22 protein-coding genes and 1 tRNA gene are annotated in these 20,600 nt (G+C 66.6%); 9 read left to right on the top strand and 14 right to left on the bottom strand.

Translation table 11 applies throughout. From position 1 onward, the window contains the following. Positions 1–34 precede the first annotated feature (34 nt). From AC1DYD_RS00705 to AC1DYD_RS00715, 3 genes are read left to right on the top strand one after another with little or no spacing between them, the layout of a single operon-like run. Positions 35–865 carry a hypothetical protein gene (locus tag AC1DYD_RS00705; protein WP_478170827.1) on the top strand — a complete coding sequence of 277 codons (831 nt, stop codon included), beginning with the start codon at positions 35–37 and terminating at the stop codon, positions 863–865. After that, entirely contained in the window at positions 862–1,134 is a 273-nt protein-coding gene (locus AC1DYD_RS00710) for a hypothetical protein (protein WP_478170828.1), read from the top strand. The genes AC1DYD_RS00705 and AC1DYD_RS00710 overlap by 4 nt, the downstream gene beginning before the upstream one ends. Positions 1,135–1,147: 13 nt before the next feature. Beyond that, positions 1,148–1,411: a hypothetical protein gene (locus AC1DYD_RS00715; RefSeq protein WP_478170829.1), complete on the top strand. Its 264-nt coding sequence runs from the start codon at positions 1,148–1,150 to the stop codon at positions 1,409–1,411. Positions 1,412–1,434: 23 nt separating this feature from the next. Here AC1DYD_RS00715 and AC1DYD_RS00720 read toward each other — a convergent pair whose 3' ends face one another. Both AC1DYD_RS00720 and AC1DYD_RS00725 read right to left on the bottom strand, forming a co-directional pair. Further along, positions 1,435–2,301, bottom strand: coding sequence for a hypothetical protein (locus AC1DYD_RS00720; protein ID WP_478170830.1), 867 nt, complete (start codon positions 2,299–2,301; stop codon positions 1,435–1,437). Next, entirely contained in the window at positions 2,298–2,519 is a 222-nt protein-coding gene (locus tag AC1DYD_RS00725) for a hypothetical protein (protein WP_478170831.1), read from the bottom strand. Before AC1DYD_RS00725 ends, AC1DYD_RS00720 begins: the two co-directional genes overlap by 4 nt. A gap of 94 nt (positions 2,520–2,613) precedes the next feature. Here AC1DYD_RS00725 and AC1DYD_RS00730 point away from each other — a divergent pair, with 94 nt between their 5' ends. Further along, positions 2,614–3,348, top strand: a complete 735-nt coding sequence (locus AC1DYD_RS00730; RefSeq protein WP_478170832.1) for a hypothetical protein — start codon at positions 2,614–2,616, stop codon at positions 3,346–3,348. An 89-nt stretch (positions 3,349–3,437) separates the two neighbouring features. Here the strand turns inward: AC1DYD_RS00730 and AC1DYD_RS00735 are convergent, their stop codons facing one another. Continuing rightward, complete coding sequence (locus AC1DYD_RS00735; protein WP_478170833.1) at positions 3,438–4,070, bottom strand: AbiU2 domain-containing protein; 633 nt, start codon at positions 4,068–4,070, stop codon at positions 3,438–3,440. 262 nt (positions 4,071–4,332) lie between these two features. Between AC1DYD_RS00735 and AC1DYD_RS00740 the strand changes: the two genes are divergently transcribed. After that, positions 4,333–5,013: a PepSY-associated TM helix domain-containing protein gene (locus AC1DYD_RS00740; RefSeq protein ID WP_478170834.1), complete on the top strand. Its 681-nt coding sequence runs from the start codon at positions 4,333–4,335 to the stop codon at positions 5,011–5,013. 16 nt (positions 5,014–5,029) lie between these two features. Here AC1DYD_RS00740 and AC1DYD_RS00745 read toward each other — a convergent pair whose 3' ends face one another. Continuing rightward, a complete protein-coding gene (locus AC1DYD_RS00745) occupies positions 5,030–5,335 on the bottom strand; it encodes a hypothetical protein (protein ID WP_478170835.1) in 306 nt (101 codons plus the stop codon). Positions 5,336–5,514: 179 nt separating this feature from the next. On the opposite strand from AC1DYD_RS00745, the gene secA reads away from it, so the two are divergent. The 4 genes from secA to AC1DYD_RS00765 are packed head-to-tail and all read left to right on the top strand — an operon-like array spanning position 5,515 to position 10,845. Next, entirely contained in the window at positions 5,515–8,292 is a 2,778-nt protein-coding gene (gene secA / locus AC1DYD_RS00750) for a preprotein translocase subunit SecA (protein WP_478170836.1), read from the top strand. Between the two features lie 23 nt (positions 8,293–8,315). After that, a complete protein-coding gene (gene argJ, locus AC1DYD_RS00755; RefSeq protein WP_478170837.1) occupies positions 8,316–9,545 on the top strand; it encodes a bifunctional glutamate N-acetyltransferase/amino-acid acetyltransferase ArgJ in 1,230 nt (409 codons plus the stop codon). Beyond that, positions 9,542–10,420, top strand: coding sequence for an ATP-binding protein (locus AC1DYD_RS00760; protein ID WP_478170838.1), 879 nt, complete (start codon positions 9,542–9,544; stop codon positions 10,418–10,420). Before argJ ends, AC1DYD_RS00760 begins: the two co-directional genes overlap by 4 nt. Then, complete coding sequence (locus AC1DYD_RS00765; protein WP_478170839.1) at positions 10,417–10,845, top strand: NUDIX domain-containing protein; 429 nt, start codon at positions 10,417–10,419, stop codon at positions 10,843–10,845. Before AC1DYD_RS00760 ends, AC1DYD_RS00765 begins: the two co-directional genes overlap by 4 nt. A 7-nt stretch (positions 10,846–10,852) precedes the next feature. Here the strand turns inward: AC1DYD_RS00765 and AC1DYD_RS00770 are convergent, their stop codons facing one another. The 10 genes from AC1DYD_RS00770 to AC1DYD_RS00815 form a co-directional block, all read right to left on the bottom strand. After that, the gene (locus tag AC1DYD_RS00770; protein WP_478170840.1) at positions 10,853–11,062 is read right to left on the bottom strand and encodes a DNA gyrase inhibitor YacG; all 210 of its coding nucleotides are present in this window, start codon (positions 11,060–11,062) and stop codon (positions 10,853–10,855) included. A gap of 123 nt (positions 11,063–11,185) precedes the next feature. After that, positions 11,186–11,941 (bottom strand): cell division protein ZapD, encoded by a 756-nt coding sequence (gene zapD, locus AC1DYD_RS00775; protein ID WP_478170841.1) that lies wholly within the window; start codon positions 11,939–11,941, stop codon positions 11,186–11,188. 31 nt (positions 11,942–11,972) lie between these two features. Continuing rightward, positions 11,973–12,986, bottom strand: a complete 1,014-nt coding sequence (locus tag AC1DYD_RS00780; protein ID WP_478170842.1) for a hypothetical protein — start codon at positions 12,984–12,986, stop codon at positions 11,973–11,975. Positions 12,987–13,147: 161 nt separating this feature from the next. Next, the gene (locus tag AC1DYD_RS00785; protein ID WP_478170843.1) at positions 13,148–14,641 is read right to left on the bottom strand and encodes an MBOAT family O-acyltransferase; all 1,494 of its coding nucleotides are present in this window, start codon (positions 14,639–14,641) and stop codon (positions 13,148–13,150) included. A gap of 79 nt (positions 14,642–14,720) precedes the next feature. Continuing rightward, positions 14,721–15,323, bottom strand: coding sequence for a dephospho-CoA kinase (gene coaE, locus AC1DYD_RS00790; protein ID WP_478170844.1), 603 nt, complete (start codon positions 15,321–15,323; stop codon positions 14,721–14,723). A 13-nt stretch (positions 15,324–15,336) separates the two neighbouring features. Continuing rightward, the gene (locus AC1DYD_RS00795; RefSeq protein WP_478170845.1) at positions 15,337–16,188 is read right to left on the bottom strand and encodes a prepilin peptidase; all 852 of its coding nucleotides are present in this window, start codon (positions 16,186–16,188) and stop codon (positions 15,337–15,339) included. Next, positions 16,188–17,411 carry a type II secretion system F family protein gene (locus AC1DYD_RS00800; protein WP_478170846.1) on the bottom strand — a complete coding sequence of 408 codons (1,224 nt, stop codon included), beginning with the start codon at positions 17,409–17,411 and terminating at the stop codon, positions 16,188–16,190. Before AC1DYD_RS00800 ends, AC1DYD_RS00795 begins: the two co-directional genes overlap by 1 nt. A gap of 50 nt (positions 17,412–17,461) precedes the next feature. Continuing rightward, entirely contained in the window at positions 17,462–19,195 is a 1,734-nt protein-coding gene (pilB, locus tag AC1DYD_RS00805; protein WP_478170847.1) for a type IV-A pilus assembly ATPase PilB, read from the bottom strand. 119 nt (positions 19,196–19,314) lie between these two features. Then, positions 19,315–19,391: transfer RNA gene (locus AC1DYD_RS00810), tRNA-Pro, on the bottom strand. Positions 19,392–19,450: 59 nt separating this feature from the next. Further along, the gene (locus tag AC1DYD_RS00815) at positions 19,451–20,443 is read right to left on the bottom strand and encodes a polyprenyl synthetase family protein (RefSeq protein WP_478170848.1); all 993 of its coding nucleotides are present in this window, start codon (positions 20,441–20,443) and stop codon (positions 19,451–19,453) included. Positions 20,444–20,600: the final 157 nt, after the last annotated feature.

The raw sequence follows: 20,600 nt of genomic DNA on the forward strand, positions 1-20,600 counted from the left end.
CGGAAATCGCAAGTCGTGACGGAACAGTGTCCCCATGGAACTTGCAAACGCCCCACCCAATCGCCCCTCCGACGGCACCGCCGCCGAGGACTTTCAACTTGCCCAAAAGGCCCTGGTAAGCGCGCTGCTCGCTGGCGCCGACACCGGCCCGGCCCGCACCGCCCTGGAGGAAGCCCGCAAGGCCGCCACCGCCGAGCGCAATGCCGCCGACCAGGCTGCGCGCGCTGCCGTCCAGGCCGATCACGCCGCTGCCAAGCAGGCCGAAGCCGAGACGATCGAGCAGGCGCAGGATCAGGTCGCCGATGCGATCGGAACCATCGAGGCCGCACCGGACACCGATCCGCTGCCCGAGCCGGTTGAATCGCCGATCGTCAAGATCGCCGCTCAGCACTTGGCACAGGCCCATTTCGGCTTGGCGAAGGCCGATGTGCCCCATGCCGCCGCGATCGCCGAACGCGATGCACTGCGCGCTCGCCTGGAACCGAAGTCCCGCGAACTCGAATCCATCCGGGCCCGCCGCTCGGCCGGCGACGAGCAGCCCGGCGACGCCGCCAACATGACCGCGCTCAGCATGGACGTCGAGGACCTGGGACGCATGCTGGTGCCGCTGGAGGCCGCCGTGGTCGCCGCTGCTCCCGTCGCGCAGCAGCATGCCGTGGCCGCTGCAGAAGCTGCCCTGGTGGCCGCCAAGCGCCGCGCCGAGGTCGACGGTATGGTCGAACGCGTGCGGATGCTGGAGGCCCATTTCGCGGCCCAGGTGCGGACTCTGCGCCTCGCTGCTGCCGAACGCGGAATGAACAACCTCGGGTCGATCTACCAGCCCAGCGACGCGCTGCGCAAGGTGGCGAATGGAGCCTGGGTATGAGCGCCGGCGGGCAATTCAAGAAGGGCAGCGTGAGCGCGAACCCCGTGGGGCGCCCCACCAAGGATGAAGCCATCCGTCGCGAATTCCAATGCGTCCGGACGGATTGGGGACTCGAAGATTTCGAGTTCGACGCGCTGGTCGCTGCCTTCGTGGCCGACAAGCCGCGCGCCATCGATGTGGTGCTCGAACTGATCCACCGTCGTGCGTATGCCGATCTGCTGAAGGCCCGCGCCGAACCCGACGACGAACCCAATGAAGACATCTTCTAAAAAGCCGCTCACGTTGCGGCAGGTCTATCGCGGCGCCGAGCGCCTCGACGCGCGGCACAGCACCGAGGAATACACGAGCGCGGTCTTCCAGTTGATTCTGGATCGCACGTGCGAAAAGTTCCAGGCGCAGGCGAAGGCCAAACGCGCTCGGCCGATCTTCTTCGTAAAGTCGATCCAGCAGGCCGGTTGCACGACCGCGAGGTACTCGAACTTGACGACCGAAGAACTGATCCTGATCGCGCGGCAACTCGCTCTGAGCTATTCCGGTCGCGCTTGAGGCCCCGTCGCGGCGGGCCTTTTTCAATGCGTGTGCGCCGAGTGGTCGTGGCACGCCGAACATCGCGTCTCGATCTGGCCTGCTGCTGTGCTCTGAGCCTGAAGCACGGCAGCGCCGCAGTTCGCGCATCCGAACTCGGTCGAAGTCCAGCGCGGCGGCGGCCGCTCGCCGGTCATCTGCAGCCAGACCACCAGGACCGCTGCCGGCCATACGGTGATGGGCGCGCGCGGCGGCACCAAGCCCCATCCCGCGCCCCTGGGCGCGCCCTGGCAGCCCGGGCAATGGTGGCGGTGCGTCCCGCGAATCTCGCGCACCAGGAGCCCCTTGTGGCCGCAAACCGGGCAGGCAACCACCAGTCGCCCGTGCTCCGCGCTCCAAGCCGTGTTGCCGGGCCGGGCCGCGCTCAAACGGAAGCCGCCGGTCAGCCGCATCGCGACGACGCCGATCGCCTCGGCCGCGTGGCGCGCCTCGACCGCGTGGTGCACGACCTCGCCTGCCGCCGTTTCTCTGGCGACCGCGAAGGTGGTCAGGGGCTCAAAGTGCACCGGCGCCTTGCCCTTCGAGTTCGCGCCGATACGCCATTCGCGTTGCCGATTGAAGCACGACACGCAGACCCCGTACTGCTGGATGACGCGCAGATCGTGGCGGTGGCAGCGCAAGCATTCGCGGGCGCGGTCACGAGTCCTTGGGGCGACCCCGGCGCCGCTCGCGGTGACTGCATGGTGCTGGCGCCCGAGCGCGCAACCGTGGCACGTTGATCCGCTGGCCGCCGTGCTCCAGCGGCTCGCGCATGCCGTCGTCGAAAGGCTCGCGCTGAGCCGCGTGCAAGCGAAGTAGACGGCCCCGGCCGGTGCGCCGGCGGGCCCTGGCACCACCGTGACCGGGATCATTCGGCGGTGGTTGCGGCGGTATCGGAAAGCGCGCGCTGGCTCAGCAGGGCGCCCATCGCGATGACCTCGGCCATCGGCCTCTGGTGCTTCTTGGCGATCGCGCGAAGGCGGCGGGCCGTCTCGCGGTCGACGGCGACGTTGAAGTAGGCGAACCCCTTCTCGGCGAGGCGTTGGCGGTATGCGCGTTTGCGCGCGGCGCCGGATTTTGGCGTGCTCACGGGGGCGTCTTTGCTGATTCCATGGCTTCCGACTGTTCTGTCACGACGGTCCCTTAGGGACCGCTCTGCAACGGCCTCGCGCACAATCCGCCGCATGCCCCCGACACCCCCACCAGCCAACGCGGCCAGCGCCCGCTTCGCCTCCGCGTACCGGCCCGGCGTCTTCGAGTTCAAGTACCAGCGGTCGGCGCCCGTCGGGGCGGCGGAACCCAGGCCCTTCATGCCCAGCGTGACGCACCAGATGCTGGTCGGCGTGGCTGGCACGGTCACGGAAAAGTGGGAGAAGCCCGCCGGCTGGCTGCTGACCGGCTTCGCGGCCGTGGTGGCGCTGCTGGTTTCAAACTACGACAAGGCGGTGGGCGTGATCGGCACCGGCGCCGCGCATGCGGTCGTGCTGTTGTTCTTCTTGGCGGCCGTGGCGCATGCAGTGCAGCAGTTCTTCTCGACGTTGGTGCAGGCAGGGGTCGCGGGGGGCAAGATCGGCCGCGAACTCGAACTGCAGGACCTCAACAGGGCCGAAACCATTCAACTGATGGACGGATTGGTCGCGGCCTTCCCGTGGCCGATGAAAGGTTTCCTGCGGCGCAACTACGACCAGATGCTTGAACATGGCCTCGCGCCGTTCAGCAAGTCGATGGCCCGCATGGTTGCGACCGTCGTGTGGTCGGCCGTGGTGCAGATGCTGTTCGGGCTCACCGCGATCGGCGTGGTGACGCGGGCGGTGCTGCGCACGACGTGGCTGCCGCCCGTTCCTCGTGCCGACGCTGCCGCCACGGCCGCACCGGTCCGGCCTGGGGCGCCAGCAGCCAGCCCCTTGGCGCCGAAGTAGCACGGGTACCTCGCGGGCAAAAAAGAACCCGCACGGGGCGGGTTCAAGGCGCTTTCAAGGGCGCACCAAGTTTCCTGCGTATGGTGCTGTCACGACGCGCCCCCGCTCGCGCCCGTGGCCCTGCGTGCTGCGTTTTCCTGCTGGCTGACCTCGTGCCCCTTCTGCAGGAGTTCCACGAGGTCTTCGGCGATGCCCCAGCCGACGTGCGGCAAGAACGTGACCGGGGGCTGGCCGTAGGCGCGCGCTACGGTGTGCATGACCGCCTCGGCTGCCAGGATCGCTTCGTGCATCTGTTTGCGGCTGCCGAGGGTCAGGCCGAGGGCATTCGCGTCGAGGGCGGTCGGCAGATCGCGGTGGCTGTAGAACTTGTTCCGGCCAGCGGTCGTGAATTCGGCGCGCGCGACGGCGGTGTCGACGGCGGCCTGTACCTCGGTCTGGAACGACGGGTGCACCAGGGCGGGCAGGCGCCGCAGCGAGAGGTTCTCGGCCGTGGACTTGCGCATGACGGTGTGGGCCGGCCCCGTGATGCACGACACCTGCATCAACAGGTCGGCCCAGAGCACGTCGCAGACCATGCGGAAGAAGACAGGTGCCGTTTCGTTCAGCAGGTCAATGCGATCCTTCGACTTGGCGAACAGGGCCTCGTGTTCATCGAAGTGGTGCACAAGCGTGCTGACCTCGTTCTGCAGCAGTTCGAACTGGTGGCGCAGGTCTTCGGTCATGGTGGGGCGTGGCGCGGTCATGGCCGGCATTCTGACGGCGAAGGTCTTCGCGGTGGCGGCGCTCGTGGGCCGGCGGGCGTGCGTTACTATCCCGGCCAAGCGTTCCTAAGGCCTACCGTGCGCCATCGGCACCACGCGCCGAGGCACTTTGCATTTTGTTGGTACCAATGCTGGTACATATTCGAAGGATCGGCAAACTTTCTAGCATCCATGCGGCTTGCGGGTCGATTTACGATTCCGACAAGCGGCACCATCCCGATTCATGACCCACGCAACGAACGCGACCGTCCTCCTCCAGGCCAGCCGTTCCACGACACAGCGCCGAATCGTGCTCGTCCAATGGATCCGCAAGACCCACGGCTGGATCGGCCTCTGGGGCGCGATCCTGGGCCTGATCTTCGGCATCGCCGGGATCTGGCTCAACCACCGCGCGGTGCTGAAGCTGCCGATGGCACAGCAGCGCGTCAACGCCCAGCTCGCACTGCCCGATCCGGCGCCTGCCAGCGCGCAGGACATGGCGCTCTGGCTGCAGGGCGCGCTGGCGCAGGCCGGCCCGCCGAATTCGATTCGCACCGAGCCTGCGCGAGCGGTCGCCTGGGCCGAAAAAGGCAAGGCCGATCCGCTGATGCAGCCCGAACGCTGGGTGTTCAACTTCGGCGGGCCCGATGCCATCGTCCAGGCCGACTACTGGCGGGGCAACCGCTCGGTCGGCGTCACGACCACGCACGGCGGCTTCGTCGCCACACTGGCCAACATGCACAAGGGCACCGGCATGCCGGTGGCGTGGATCCTGCTCGTCGACACCCTGGCCGGCAGCCTGATCTTTCTGTCGATCTCGGGCGTCGCGCTGTGGATGCTGACCCATCGGCGCCGCAGCGTCGGACTGGCCATTTTCGGAGCCTCCGTGGCCCTCACGCTGGGCCTCGCGATCGGGCAGCTCTGAGGCGGCCGGGCGGGGGTCAGCGCCGCGACATCACCTTGATCCGGATCGTCGCCACATCCCAGCCGCGCGATTTCAGCCGCGCCTGCAGCATGGGCGCCAGCTGACGCAGCTTGGCCGCCGCCGCGCTGCCGTTCACCAGCATGCACCAGACATCGCCCTCGGCAGGACCCGCCAGAATCGCGGGGCGCATCTCCGGCGGGATCAAATCCTGCACTGCGGCCAGACGCTCGTTGGCGTCGCGCGCTCGCGCGGCCAGGCTCGCAAGGGTGGGCGAGCCCTCGGTGGCCTCGAACAGGGTGACGGCGTGATAGCGGCGATTCATCGGCAATGGACAGGGGTCGGGAAGCTTCGGGCACACCGGCTAAAATCAGTGGTTTGCCGGCAATCCTGCGGGCCGGCCCGCTTGCCTTTTGGCAAAGCGCGCCCAAGTTCGTTCTCCGTCTATCTTAGGGATTTCGGTCGAGGCACCCGCATCCAGCGAGTGTGCATCGATCTCCATTCATGGCCACCAACTTCCTGACCCAAATTTTCGGCAGTCGCAATGACCGGCTCCTGAAGCAGTATCGCAAGACGGTCGAACGCATCAATGCGCTGGAGCCGTCCTTCGAGAAGCTCGACGACGAGGCCCTGCGCGCCAAGACGCAGGAGTTCAAGGCCCGTGTCGCCAAGGGCGAGTCGCTCGACGATCTGCTGCCCGAGGCCTTCGCCACGGTGCGCGAGGGCTCGAAGCGGATCATGAAGATGCGCCACTTCGACGTCCAGTTGCTCGGCGGCATGGCCCTGCACAACGGCAAGATCTCCGAGATGCGCACCGGCGAGGGCAAGACCCTGACGGCAACGCTGCCGGTCTACCTGAACGCGCTCACGGGCAAGGGCGTGCACGTGGTCACGGTCAACGACTACCTCGCCAGCCGGGATGCCAAGTGGATGGGCCGGCTCTACAACTACCTCGGCCTCTCGGTCGGCATCAACCTGCCGCAGATGCCGCGCGAGGAAAAGCAGCAGGCCTACGGCAGCGACATCACCTACGGCACCAACAACGAGTACGGCTTCGACTACCTGCGCGACAACATGGTGTACGAGCCGGGCGACCGGGTCCAGCGCGGGCTGAACTACGCGATCGTCGACGAGGTCGACTCGATCCTGATCGACGAGGCGCGCACGCCGCTGATCATCAGCGGCCAGGCCGAGGACCACACCGACCTCTATCTGGCGATCAACAAGGTCGTGCCGCTGCTGGTCAAGCAGGAAGGCGAGGCCGATCCGCGCACCGGCGAGGGCGTCACCAAGCCGGGCGATTTCACGGTCGACGAGAAGACCCACCAGGTGTTCCTGACCGAGGACGGCCACGAGAAGGCCGAGCAGCTGCTGTCCGAGTTCAAGCTGCTGCCCGAGGGCGCGTCGCTGTACGACCCGGCCAACATCACGCTGATGCATCACCTGAATGCGGCGCTGCGGGCGCGCCATCTCTACCACCGCGACCAGCACTACGTGGTGCAGCAGGGCGAGGTCGTGATCGTCGACGAATTCACCGGCCGCCTGATGACCGGCCGCCGCTGGAGCGATGGCCTGCACCAGGCCGTCGAGGCCAAGGAAGGCGTCGAGATCCAGTCCGAGAACCAGACCCTGGCCTCGATCACCTTCCAGAACTATTTCCGCCTCTACACCAATCTCGCCGGCATGACCGGCACGGCCGACACCGAGGCCTACGAGTTCCAGGAGATCTACGGGCTCGAGACCGTGATCATCCCGCCGAACCGGCAGAGCAGGCGCGAGGACCAGCTCGACCGCGTGTACAAGACCACGCGCGAGAAGTACGAGGCTGCGATCCAGGACATCCGCGAGTGCTACGAGCGCGGCCAGCCGGTGCTGGTGGGCACCTCGTCGATCGAGAACTCCGAGATCATCGACGGCCTCCTGGAAAAGGCCGGGCTGCCGCACCAGGTGCTGAACGCCAAGCAGCATGCGCGCGAAGCCGAAATCGTGGCCCAGGCGGGCCGCGCCAAGATGATCACGATTGCCACCAACATGGCGGGCCGCGGGACCGACATCGTGCTCGGCGGCAATGTCGACAAGACGATCGAGGCGGTGGAGGCGGACGAGTCGCTCGATTCCGCCGCCAGGGCAGCCGAGACCGCCCGCTTGCGCGACCAGTGGGAGAAGGACCACGAATTCGTGAAGTCGCTCGGCGGCCTGCGCATCATCGCCACCGAGCGCCACGAGTCGCGGCGCATCGACAACCAGCTGCGCGGCCGCTCGGGGCGCCAGGGCGACCCCGGCTCCTCGCGCTTCTACCTGGGCCTGGACGACCCGCTGATGCGCATCTTCGCGGGCGACCGCGTGAAGGCCATCATGGACCGCCTCAAGATGCCCGACGGCGAGGCGATCGAGGCCGGCATCGTGACCCGAAGCATCGAGAGCGCGCAGCGCAAGGTCGAGGCGCGCAACTTCGACGTCCGCAAGCAGCTGCTCGAGTACGACGACGTCTCGAACGACCAGCGCAAGGTGATCTACCAGCAGCGCAACGACATCCTCGACGCGAGCGACCTCACGGCCCAGATCGAGGCGCTGCGCGAGGGCTGTTTCACCGACCTCGTGCGCCAGTACGTGCCGGCCGAATCGGTCGAGGAGCAGTGGCAGCTCGCCGCCCTGGAGAAGGCGCTGGCCGACGAGTGGGCCCTCGAGATCCCGCTGCAGAAGGAGGTCGAGGCCGCGACCGCGATCGGCGACGAGGATGTCGTCGAGAAGGTGGTCGCCGCCAGCAACGAGGCCTTCAACGCCAAGCTGGCCCTGATCGGCCAGGAGAATTTCACCCAGTTCGAGCGCATGGTGCTGCTGCAGAGCATCGACACCCACTGGCGCGAGCACCTGGCGTCGCTGGACTACCTGCGCCAGGGCATCCACCTGCGCGGCTATGCGCAGAAGCAGCCCAAGCAGGAGTACAAGCGCGAGGCATTCGAGCTCTTCGGCCAGCTGCTCGACTCGGTCAAGAACGAGGTCACGCGCCAGCTCATGACGGTGCGCGTGCAGTCGGGCGAGCAGTTCGAGGAAGCCGCCGATGCGATGGAAAGCCGCGGCGAGAACCTCGCGAACATCACCTACACGGCGCCGACCGAGACCGGCGAGGTCGAGGTGCGGGTCGACGAGGAAAGCCTGCGTCGCCAGGCGGCCAGCGGCCTCAGTGCCGGCGCCGCGGCCTTCGCGCGCGTCGGCCGCAACGATCCGTGCCCGTGCGGCAGTGGCAAGAAGTTCAAGCACAGCCACGGCAAGCTCACCTGACAGCCATCGACCAGGATTTCCTCATGCCAGTGAATCTTTCCGCTCCCGATCCCGCCGCCCTGCATGCGGTGCCCGGCGTTCGCATCGGCGTGGCCGAAGCGGGTGTGCGCAAGGCCAACCGCAAGGACCTGACGGTGGTGCTGATCGACGAGGGCGCCGCGGTCGGCGGCGTCTTCACGCAGAACCGCTTCTGCGCCGCGCCGGTGCAGGTCTGCCGCGAACACCTGGCGCAGAACTTCGGCATCCGGGCGATGCTGATCAACACCGGCAATGCGAACGCCGGCACCGGCCAGGACGGTCTCGCGCGCACGCACGCCACGTGCATCGCGCTGGCGCGCCACCTGGACCTGGCGCCCGAGCAGATCCTGCCGTTCTCGACCGGCGTGATCATGGAGCCGCTGCCGATCGACCGCATCGAGGCCGGCCTGCCGGCGGCGCTTGCCGACGCCGCGCCCGACCATTGGGCGCGTGCAGCCGAGGGCATCATGACCACCGACACCGTGCCCAAGGCCTTCAGCCAGCAGCTTCGGATCGGCGGCGCGACAGTCACGGTCACCGGCATCAGCAAGGGCGCCGGCATGATCCGGCCGAACATGGCGACCATGCTGGGCTTCATGGCGACTGACGCCAAGATCGATCCGTCGCTGATCCAGCCGCTGGCCAAGGCGCTGGCCGACGCTTCGTTCAATCGCGTGACGATCGACGGCGACACCTCGACCAACGACTCCTTCGTCGTGATCGCGACGCAGAAGGCGGCGCACGGCACGATCACTTCGCTCGATTCCGCCGAGGGCCGCACACTCGTCGAGGCGATGCAGAACGTCGCCCGCCAACTGGCCCAGGCCATCGTGCGCGACGGCGAAGGCGCCACCAAGTTCATCACTGTCCGGGTCGAAGGCGGCAAGGACTCGGCCGAGTGCCGGCAGGTCGCCTACGCGGTCGCCCATTCGCCGCTGGTCAAGACCGCGTTCTATGCCAGCGATCCGAACCTGGGCCGAATCCTCGCGGCGGTGGGCTATGCGGGCATCGCCGATCTCGACCAGACGGGCATCGACCTCTACCTCGATGACGTCCATGTGGCCGTCAAGGGCGGCCGCAATCCGGGTTACCGCGAGGAAGATGGCCAGCGCGTGATGAAGCAGAGCGAGATCACGGTGCGGATCGCGCTCGGCCGCGGCAACGCCGTCGACACCGTCTGGACCTGCGACCTGAGCCACGACTACGTATCGATCAACGCCGACTACCGGTCATGAACGTCCAGTTCGAACGCCTGCTCCAGCGTGCCGAGCAACTGATCACGCGCATCGAGTCGATCCTTCCGCAGCCGCTTGCGGCGCCGGCCGACTGGAGCGCTTCGATCGCCTGGCGCTACCGCCGCCGCAGCTCGGGCCACGGCACGCTGGAGCCGGTCCGCCACGTGGCTGCGATGTCGCTCGACGCCCTGAAGGAAATCGACGTCCAGAAGCAAAAGATCGAGCGCAACACGCGCCAGTTCGTCGCGGGCAAGCCGGCCAACAACGTGCTGCTGACCGGCGCCCGAGGCACCGGCAAATCGTCGCTGATCCGCGCCTGCCTGCAGGCCTATGCGCCGCAGGGCCTGCGCCTGATCGAGGTCGACAAGGCCGAGCTGACCGACCTGCCCGACATCATCGAGGTGGTGGCGAGCAGGCCCGAGAAGTTCATCATCTTCAGCGACGACCTGAGCTTCGACGAGGGCGAGCCGGGTTACAAGGCGCTGAAGTCGATCCTCGACGGCTCGATCGCGGCATCGACGCCGAACGTGCTGATCTACGCGACCAGCAACCGGCGCCACCTGCTGCCCGAGTACATGAAGGACAACCTCAGCTACACCCATACCGAGGACGGCGAGGTCCATCCGGGCGAGGTGATCGAGGAGAAGATCTCGCTGTCCGAACGCTTCGGCCTGTGGGTCAGCTTCTACCCGTTCAGCCAGAACGAGTACCTGGCGATCGTTGCCCAATGGCTGTCCTCGTTCGGCGTCGACGCCAAGGCCGTCGAGGCGGCGCGTCCGGAGGCGCTGGTCTGGGCGCTCGAGCGCGGCTCGCGCAGCGGCCGCGTCGCCTACCAGTTCGCGCGCGACTATGCCGGGCGCGCTTGCGCCGCATGACCGAGGCGCGCAAGCACACCGAGGTCGCGGTCGGCATCCTGATCCGCGAAGACGACGCGCTGCTGCTCGCGACCCGGCCCGAGGGCAAGCCCTACGCCGGCTACTGGGAGTTTCCGGGCGGCAAGCTCGAAGCCGGCGAGACCGTCGAACAGGCGCTGCGGCGCGAACTGCACGAGGAACTTGGCATCACGATCGCGGGTGCCGAGGTCTGGAAGATCACCGAGCACGACTACCCGCATGCGCTGGTCCGTCTGCACTGGTGCAAGGTGCACGCATGGACCGGGGACTTCGAGATGCGCGAGGGTCAGGCCATGTGCTGGCAGCAACTGCCGCTCGAGGTCGCGCCGGTGCTGCCGGGTGCGCTGCCCGTGCTGGGCTGGCTGGCCGAGGAACGCGGGCTGGCCTTCGAGCCGCCTTCGGCCTAGCTGGCGCCTATTGCCGCTTGGGATCGCCGAACGGATCGTCGTCCGGCGGCGCGTCGCCCGGCATCCTGAACTCTTCACTGGCCCAGGCGCCGAGGTCGATGCCCTTGCAGCGGGCGCTGCAGAACGGCCGGTAGGGGTTGCTGGCCGCATAGACGCTGTCCTGCCCGCACGCCGGGCACCGGACGATCCGCTCGCCGATGGCATTCACTCCCGTCATTGAGAAACCTCCGTGCGGCGCACTGCGGTGCGAGCGCCTTCGGGCGGCCGGGCGGCGCTCATTGGGAAAGCTCCGTGCTGCGCACTGCGGTGCGAGCTTGCTTGGGGCGGCCCGGCGCGGCGCTCATGCGCAAAGCGTAAGTTCGAGGGGGGCGTCGTCGGTGCTCTGGTGCAGCCGGTCGTCGGCCTCGTGGCGCATCAGGCGCACCGACACCATGAGTCGGTTGCCGGAGATCTCGGGGATCAGCCCGAGCTTGGGATCGATGCGCAGGCGCAGCAGCTGGAAGCTGCGGCCCTGCGGCAGGGTCTGCTGAAACTGGCCGTTGGCCGCGATCACCTTGTAGGGCACGTCGGCGTCGCGCAGCAGCTTGAGCAGCAGGTAGATCGATTCGGCCAGTGGCGCCAGCGTCGAGGACCAGCGCTCGAGGTCGGCGCGCCGTTCGTTGGCACGGCGATTCTGCCAGGCGTAATAGGCCGGCAGATCGAACTCGCAGGTGCCGCCGGGGATGCCGGCCCGGCTGCGGATGCTCATCAGCCACTCGTTCTCGGTCAGGGCCTGGCCGGCCTTGCCCGGGACCGTGTTGAGGGTGGCGAAATTGCTTTCGAGCTTGTTCACCACTTGGTCCAGCACCGACTCGGCGATCGCCGGATTGCCGCGGTAGCTGTTGAACACGTTCTTGTGCTTGTCGAGATCCCGCAGCACGTCTGCCTTGAGGTCGGCGCGCGCCGCCACGTCCATGATCTCGAAGATCGTGACGAGTGCATAGTGATGCAGCAGCGGCGAGTCGGCCGGAACGAGTTCGCCAAGACGACGGAACAGGTGTTCCAGCCGCAGGTAGGTCCGGATGCGCTCGTTGAAGGGGTACTCGTAGAGGATCACGCGTGGTGGCTTCCGGTTGCAGATGATAGCTTCAAGAGGCCTTCGAAGGCGCAGCGGGCGAGATCTTCCGAACCGCCTCGAGCATGCGCCGGCCGACCACCAGCTGCCCATGCATCGACAGGTGCGTGTCGTTGGGGAAATAATAATCGCGAACCTTCTTCTTCTGTTCCTGCGAAAACGTGAACAGGTCGGGGCCCAGCCCTGCTGCCTCGACGGCGGTCACGAAATCTTTCGAATGTTCCGGCTTGACATACACGGTGGTCTTGTTCGGAATCACCATCCAGAGGATCGACCGCGGGCGCTGCGATTCGCTGAAGGCCCGTATCTGGGCGGCCTGCTGAACGGTGAGCTCGCCGTTCTCGTCGTCGGCCGGCCAGAAAGGGGCGCGGTCGCACAATGCACTGCTGAACATCGAGCAGCCGTCCGTGACTGGCCGCACCACGATGCGCTTGTTGGACAGGAAGTCGCCGGTCGCCTGGCGCGCGCGCTTGGTATTGCGGTAGATGTTGACGCCCGAGGTGAGCTTGCCGTCCCAGTTGATCGCCGGTGGCGGAACGTGGTCGAGCGGTGCGAAGAAGGGCTTGAGGCCGGCCAAGAAGGGCTTTTGCATCTTCGCGCAGGTCCGGCTGTTGGCCAGCCGGTCGGCGAGCAGGCGCTCTACGCTCTCGACGATCACGATCTTGCCGCGGAAGCCGGCCTGGTCGAGCCAATCGTTCAGGTCGCCGCACAGCGCTTCGTTGATCTGGCCCCAGAAAGTCGTCGTGACCCGATAACCCGCGCGGGTGAGCTCGGACTGCCAGCGGTTCGACATCGAGAAGCTGTCACCGATCACCACGATGTCGGCCTGCGCGACCGGAGAGGCCTGCAGGTACTCGGTCGGCACTTGCGGCGGCTCGATGGTCCAGCCGAAGGCGTTCTCCGACAGCAGCCCGATGCGGGTCATGTCGCCATAGAAGGGCTGGGTCTTGAGCGTCACGATCAGCAGCCCGCAGATGAGGGCGAAGCCGGCCAGAAAGATCCGCAGCCAGATTTTTGCGGGCGTCATATCAGTTTTCCATTGCGCATTCGCGCCACCCGCGACGCATGAAACCGGGACAACCGAGGCGGGAGACACCGCGGAACTGGCTTTGCCAGGCCGCTGGTGTCGCCCCCTTGAGGGGGTACTCGGCTACACGAAGTGAGCCGATACGGGGGTGGGTTTTCATCTCAGAATTGGAAGTACAGGAAGGGGCTGTAGGAGCCCAGCTTCGACACGCAGACACCGAGCAGGATCACCGTGAACACGGCCATCGCCGCGGTGAAGACCCAGGCCAGGCGAGGACGCCCGGCCAGAGTCTGGGCCTGCGGCACCCAGCGCTGCAGCGTGATGGTCGGCGGCAGCGCGAGGCAGACGATGAAACCCACCAGCATGGTCTGGAAGAACTCGGGCTTGCGGTAGGGGATGGAGCCGAACTCGCTGAAGATCGAGTAGTTCACGCCGTTCATGCCCAGCATGCCCTTGTAGATGGCGGTGGCCGCGGTCATGCTCTCGGCGCGGAACACCACCCAGGCGATCATCACGCAGACGAAGGTCAGCAGCCAGCCGAGCACGCGCCCGAACACGCCCGGCTTGGCATTGCGCCGCACCTTGGCGTTCCAGAGGTGGTTGACCATCAGGAAGAAGCCGTGCAGGGCGCCCCAGATCACGAAAGTCCAGGCCGCCCCGTGCCACAGGCCGCCCAGCAGCATGGTCAGGAACAGGTTCAGGTAGCGCCGCGCCGGCCCCTTGCGGTTGCCGCCCAGCGGCACGTAGAGGTAGTCGCGCAGGAAGGTCGACAGCGAGATGTGCCAGCGGCGCCAGAACTCGATGATGTTGGTTGACTTGTAGGGCGAATTGAAGTTGAGCGGCAACTGCACGCCCAGGCACAGCGACAGGCCCACCGCCATGTCGGAATAGCCCGAGAAGTCGAAATAGATCTGCAGCGTGTAGGCCATGACACCGAACCAGGCGCTCACCACGGTCGGCTGCACGCCGTTGTGGACACCCGTGAACATCAGGTCGGCGTACTGGCCCATGGGGTCGCCGATGAGCAGCTTCTTGGCCAGGCCGAAGATGAAGATCGCCAGCCCGAGCGACACCTTGTCGTAGTCCACGCGGTAGGTCGCCGGATTGCCGAACTGCGGCATCATCTGCGCGTGGTGCAGCACCGGGCCGGCGATCAGGTGCGGGAAGTAGGTGACGAACAGCACGTAGTGGATGAAGCTGCGCTCGCGCACCTTGTCCTGCCAGCAGTCGACCAGGAAGGCGATCTGCGTGAAGGTATAGAACGAGATGCCGATCGGCAACGCCACGTGCAGCATCGGCAGCGGCGCGATGCCGGCCGCCACCAGCCCCTCGTTGACGTTGCCGACGAAGAAGTTCGCGTACTTGAAGGTGGCGAGCACGCCCAGGTTGACCACCAACGAGACCACCAGCATGCGCTTGCGGGCCGCGTCGGTGCGGCCAGGGCCTCGGGTCAGGCGCAGTCCGGCCCAATAGTTGAAGCAGATCGAGCCGACCAGCAGGGGCAGTGCCTGGATGCTCCACCAGCCGTAGAAGAACAGCGATGCGAGCGCGAGAAAGCCGGCTGCCGCCCGCGCGTTTCGCCTGCCGACCAGAAAGAACCCGAAAAGAACGATCGGGAAATAGAAAAAGATGAACGCGTACGAATTGAAAAGCATCTTGGGGGGGAGAGCTGTGCCGCAGGGCGTTCCCGCGCCGCATTCTTGTTATCTGGCGCACGCGCCGGCGGACCGCAGATTATCGCGTGTCCGCGTCGGACCAGCGCTTCCAAAGACTCCCGACCTCCAAGGAGAGTTCCGCCGGAGTGAGCTTTTCGTTGAAGATCACCGCGTCGGCGGCGGCGCGCCGCAGCCTGCGATCGGCCTGGTGCGCGATCACCGCCCGGACCGCTTCCGGCGTCCAGCCGGAGCGAGCCACCACGCGTTCCAGCTGAACCGCCTCGGAAGCATCGACCACCAGCACGCGGTCGACGTTCGTGCGCCAGCGCCTGGACTCCACCAGCAGCGGGACGTCGAAGACGATGGTCTGGCCGGCGACTGCGGCCGCTGCCTGCCGTTCGCACTCGGCGCCGATCAGCGGATGCAGGATGGCTTCGAGCCGGCGTTTGGCTTCGGGGTCGGCAAACACCAGCTCGCGCATCCGCGCCCGATCGAGGCCGCCATCGGGGGCGATCACCGACGGGCCGAATTCAGCCTCCAGCGCCGGCATGGCGGCGCCTTGCGGCTGTGCCACGGCGCGTGCGATCGCGTCGGTGTCGACCAGCTTCGCGCCGAGCCCGACCAGCATCGACGCCACGGTGCTCTTGCCGCTGCCGATGCCGCCGGTCAGGCCGATGCGCATGGTGCGCCGGCCTTCAGAGCCCCACCGCGCGAAGGATCGCGTCGGGGCCGAAGATCATGGCCGTGAAGCCGGCGCCGGCCAGGAAGGGGCCGAAGGGCACGTAGCCGCCCTCGCGCAGGCCACTGCTGAACTTGAGCGCGAGTCCCACCACGACGCCGATGACCGAGGCCATCAGGATGATCGGCACCAGCGCCTGCCAGCCGAACCAGGCGCCGAAGGCTGCGAACAGCTTGAAGTCGCCATAGCCCATGCCCTCCTTGCCGGTGGTCAGCTTGAACAGCCAGTAGATGGCCCACAGCGAGACGTAGCCCGCCACGGCGCCCCAGACCGCGCTCGACAGCGGCACGGACGTGAAGCCGGCCACCGAGGCCAGCAGGCCGGCCCACAGCAGCGGCAAGGTGATGTCGTCGGGCAGCAGGGTGGTGTCCCAGTCGATCAGCGCCAGTGCCAGCAGCGCCGCCGCGAAGCCGCACCAGGCCAGGCCGCCGAACTGGCCCGGCGCGCGCCACACGCACCAGGCGAACAGCAGGCCGGTCGCGAGTTCGACCAGCGGGTAGCGCAGGCTGATCCGGGTGTCGCAGGACGCGCATTTGCCGCGCAGGAACAGGTAGCTCAGGACCGGGATGTTCTCGTACCAGCGGATGGTGTGCCCGCACTGCTGGCAGCGCGAGTGCGGAACCATCAGGTTGAAGCGCTCGGGCGGCATCGCCGGCGCATCGTTCGCGCCGCCGAGCGCGGCGCACTCGGTCGCCCATTGCTGCTCGAGCATCTTGGGCAGCCGGTAGATCACGACATTCAGGAAGCTGCCGATCAACAACCCGAACACGCCGGCCAGCACGGCGTCCACCCCCTGCGACACCAGCATCAGACGACCTGGCCGAGCTTGAAGATGGGCAGGTACATCGAGACCACGATGCCGCCGATGATCACGCCCAGGAAGACGATGATGATCGGCTCCATGAGGCTCGACAGGCCGGCGACCATGTCGTCGACCTCCGATTCGTAGAAGTCGGCCGCCTTGCCCAGCATGTGGTCGATCGAGCCCGACTCTTCGCCGATCGCGGTCATCTGGATCACCATCGACGGAAACAGGTTGGCGTTGGTCATCGCGGTCGTCAGGCTGGTGCCGGTGGACACCTCCTGCTGAATCTTGACCGTGGCATCGGCGTACACCGAGTTGCCCGAGGCCCCGCCGACCGAATCGAGTGCCTCCACCAACGGCACGCCGGCGGCGAACATCGTGGCCAATGTGCGGGTCCAGCGGGCGACGCAGGACTTGTCGATCAAGGTGCCGAAGATCGGCAGGCGCAGCAGCAGGCGGTCCATGACCTTCTGCATGCGCTCGTTTCGCTTCCAGGCTTGCAGGAAGAAATAGGTGCCGCCGCCGATCACGCCGAAGATCAGCCACCAGTAGGCGACGAAGAACTCGCTCATCCCCATCACGAACAGGGTTGGGGCCGGCAGGTCGGCGCCGAAGGAGGTGAACACCTGCTTGAAGGCCGGGATCACGAAGATCATGATGATCGCCACCACCACGAAGGCCACCACGATGACCGAGGTCGGGTACATCAGCGCCGACTTGATCTTCGACTTGATCGCCTCGGTCTTCTCCATGTAGGTCGCCAGGCGGTCGAGCAGGTCTTCCAGGATACCGGCGGCCTCGCCGGCCTCGACCAGGTTGCAATACAGGCTGTCGAAATACTTGGGGAACTTGCGGAATGCCGCCGACAGCGAAGTGCCGGTCTCGACGTCACTGCGGATGTCGTTCAGCAGCTTGGACACGCTCGGGTTGGCGTTGCCGCGGCCGACGATGTCGAAGGACTGCAGCAAGGGCACGCCGGCCTTCATCATGGTCGCGAGCTGGCGCGTGAAGATCGCGATGTCCTTGGGCTTGATCGCCTTGCCCGAGCGCATCCGGCGCTTCTTGATCTTGGTCGTGAGAATGCCCTGGCGCCTGAGCGCGGCCTGCACCTGGTTTTCGCCGGCGGCGCGGACTTCCCCGCGCACGGTCTTGCCGTTGCGGTCCTTGCCCTCCCATTCGAAGACGAATTCCTTGACCGTCCGGGACGATGCTGTTGCCGTTGCCATGGGATCTCCGCTCCTGTCGTGTGCTGCTGATGCGTGCCTGCTGACGCGAGTTATTCGTTGGTGACTGCCAGCACTTCTTCGAGCGAGGTCAGGCCTTGCATGACCTTCTTCAGGCCCGACAGGCGCAGCGACCTGACTCCCTCGGCCTCGGCCTGCTTGGCGATGTCGAGCGCGCTGCCGTCGCGAAGGATGATCTTCTGGATCTCCTCGGTGATCGGCATCACCTGGTAGATGCCGACGCGTCCCTTGTAGCCGCTGTTGCAGGCCGAGCAGCCGACCGGGTGATAGGGCTTCCAGGAGCCGTCCAGGTCGCTCTCCCTGAAGCCGGCGTCGAGCAGGGCCTGGCGCGGCACCTCGGTCGGCGCGCGGCACACGGTGCACAGGCGCCGCGCCAGCCGCTGGGCCGTGATCAGGATCACGCTGGAGGCGATGTTGAAGGGGGCGATGCCCATGTTGCGCATCCGCGTGAGCGTGGTCGGAGCGTCGTTGGTGTGCAGCGTCGAAAGCACCAGGTGGCCGGTCTGCGCCGCCTTGATCGAGATGTCGGCGGTCTCGAGGTCGCGGATTTCACCGACCATGATGATGTCGGGATCCTGCCGCAGGAAGGCCCGAAGCGCGGTCGCGAAGGTCAGGCCGGCCTTGTCGTTGACGTTGACCTGGTTGACCCCCGGCAGGTTGATTTCGGACGGGTCTTCGGCGGTCGCGATGTTCACGCCCGGCTTGTTGAGCAGGTTCAGGCAGGTGTAGAGCGACACCGTCTTGCCGGAGCCCGTGGGCCCGGTGACCAGCACCATGCCATACGGCCGGCCGATGGCCGCGAGCAGGCGTTCCTTCTCGTCGGCGTCGTAGCCGAGGGCATCGATGCCCAGCCGGGCGCTGCTCGGGTCCAGGATCCGGATCACGATCTTCTCGCCGAACAGCGTCGGCAGGGTGCTGACCCGGAAGTCGATCACGCGCTCGGGGCCGATCTTGAGCTTCATCCGGCCGTCTTGCGGGATGCGCTTCTCTGAGATGTCGAGCCGGGAGATGACCTTGATGCGCGAGGCCAGCTTGTCCTTGATGACGGTCGGCGGGCTGGCGATCTCGCGCAGTTCGCCGTCGATGCGGAAGCGCACCCGGTAGTTGTGCTCGTAGGGCTCGAAGTGGATGTCCGAGGCCCGCATGCTGAACGCGTCCAGCAGCATCTTGTGCAGGAAGCGGACGACCGGCGCGTCCTCGACTTCGGCCACCGCCGGGTCGTTGCTTTCGCTCGTCGTTTCGGCCGACACCTCGTCGAACTCGAACTCGGCGCCGATGATGCTGTCGATGGTTTCGGAGGCGCTCACCGCCGCCGCTTCGATCATCCGGGAGAGCTTGTCGTACTCGGCGATGACCCAGTCCACGCCCATCTGCGAGGCGAACTTGATCTTCTCCGCCGCCTGCTGGTCCGAGGGATCGGCTGTGGCGACAATGAGACGATTGTTGCGCTTGCTGAGCACCACGACCCGGTAGGCCTGGCACAGCTTGGGGTCCAGCAGGTCCTTGGGCAGACGCTGGGGATCAATGGCGTCGAGGTCGAGCAGAGGCGCCCCGAAGGCGCTCGACAGGGTGTGGGCCAGGTCGGCCGCCGAGACGGCGCCGGTACCGGTCAGTTCGGCGATGAAGCTGGTTCTGCCGCTGAGGGACTTCTGGTAGATGTCTTCCGCGGTCTTGGCGGGGAGCTTTCCGGCCGAAACAAGTGCGCGCGCCAGGCCTGGAAGGGCAATCGGCGAGCTGTCTTTGACGATGGGTTCGGCTGCGGCCATTCAACGAATGTAAGAAACGTGAAAATTTGCTTCACGATCATCGCTGATCGCCCAAGCGCTGTAAACCGCCGCGCGGCAACAGTTCCGCGAAGCATTTGGCAATTACAGCCCTGAAAGGCTGGTCGGGGTGAGAGGATTCGAACCTCCGGCCTCTACGTCCCGAACGTAGCGCTCTACCAGGCTAAGCTACACCCCGATGGTGCTGGTTGCAAGAAATGTGAAGCGTCTGTGCTGCTCACTCGCGTGGGCGGGTCATCAGGCGCGTCGCTCAAGCAGCTGAGCCGCTAATTGTAGCAAAGCCGCGGAGTGCGAATTTGCAGAAAAACCACGAAGAGCGTCGATTGCGCGTTGCGCCTCGGCGGCCGCAGCGGCGCGGGTGGCTTCCAGGGCGCCGGTTTCGCGCACGATGGCGACGATCTGCGGCAGTTGCGCGGTGTCGCCGGCCTCGATGGCGCTGCGGATCAGCGCACTCTGCTCGGGCGTGCCGCGCTGCATGGCCAGGATCAGCGGCAAGGTGGTCTTGCCCTCGCGCAGGTCGTCGCCGACGTTCTTGCCGGTCTCGTTGGCATCGCCGGCATAGTCCAGCACGTCGTCGATGACCTGGAAGGCCGTGCCCAGTGCCTGCCCGTAGGCGGCGCAGGCTTCTTCCACGGCGGGCGGCACGCCGGCCAGCACGGCGGCCAGCCGGGTGCTGGCCTCGAACAGCTTGGCGGTCTTCGAGCGGATCACCCGCAGGTAGGCCTCCTCGTCGAGCGTGGCGTCGTGCATGTTCATCAGCTGCAGCACCTCGCCTTCGGCGATCACGTTGGTTGCCTCCGCAAGGATCTGCATCACGCGCACGTCGTTGGCGTCCAGCATCATCTGGAAGGCGCGCGAGTACAGGAAATCGCCGACCAGCACGCTGGCGGGATTGCCGAAGGATTCGTTGGCGGTGGGGCGGCCGCGTCGCAACGTGGATTCGTCAACCACGTCGTCATGCAGCAGGGTGGCCGTATGGATGAATTCCACCACGGCAGCCAGATTGAAGCGTTGTTCGCCGCGGTAGCCCAGGGCGCCGGCCATCAGCAGCAGCAGCGCCGGGCGCAGTCGCTTGCCGCCCGCGGAGATGATGTATTTCGAGACCTGGCTCACCAGCGGCACGCCGGTATCGAGGCGGCGGGCGATCACGAGATCGACGCTGTCCATGTCTTCGGCGATCAGGCTGAGAACGGCGGCGGCGGGAGAGGTGTCGGCGGCGTGAACTGACAAAGGGGAGGGCGCTTGCGCGCTGCAGGAGGTGCGACGATGGCGCTGGAGGCCACAATGGCCGGAAGCCCTCGATTATAGGGACGGCCAGCCCGGGCGCAGGAGGCGCGGAGCGCCGCCAGTGGCGCAGATGGCCCAGGATGCTATAATCGCGGGCTCT

This window comes from Variovorax sp. P4_B11 (assembly GCF_056402355.1).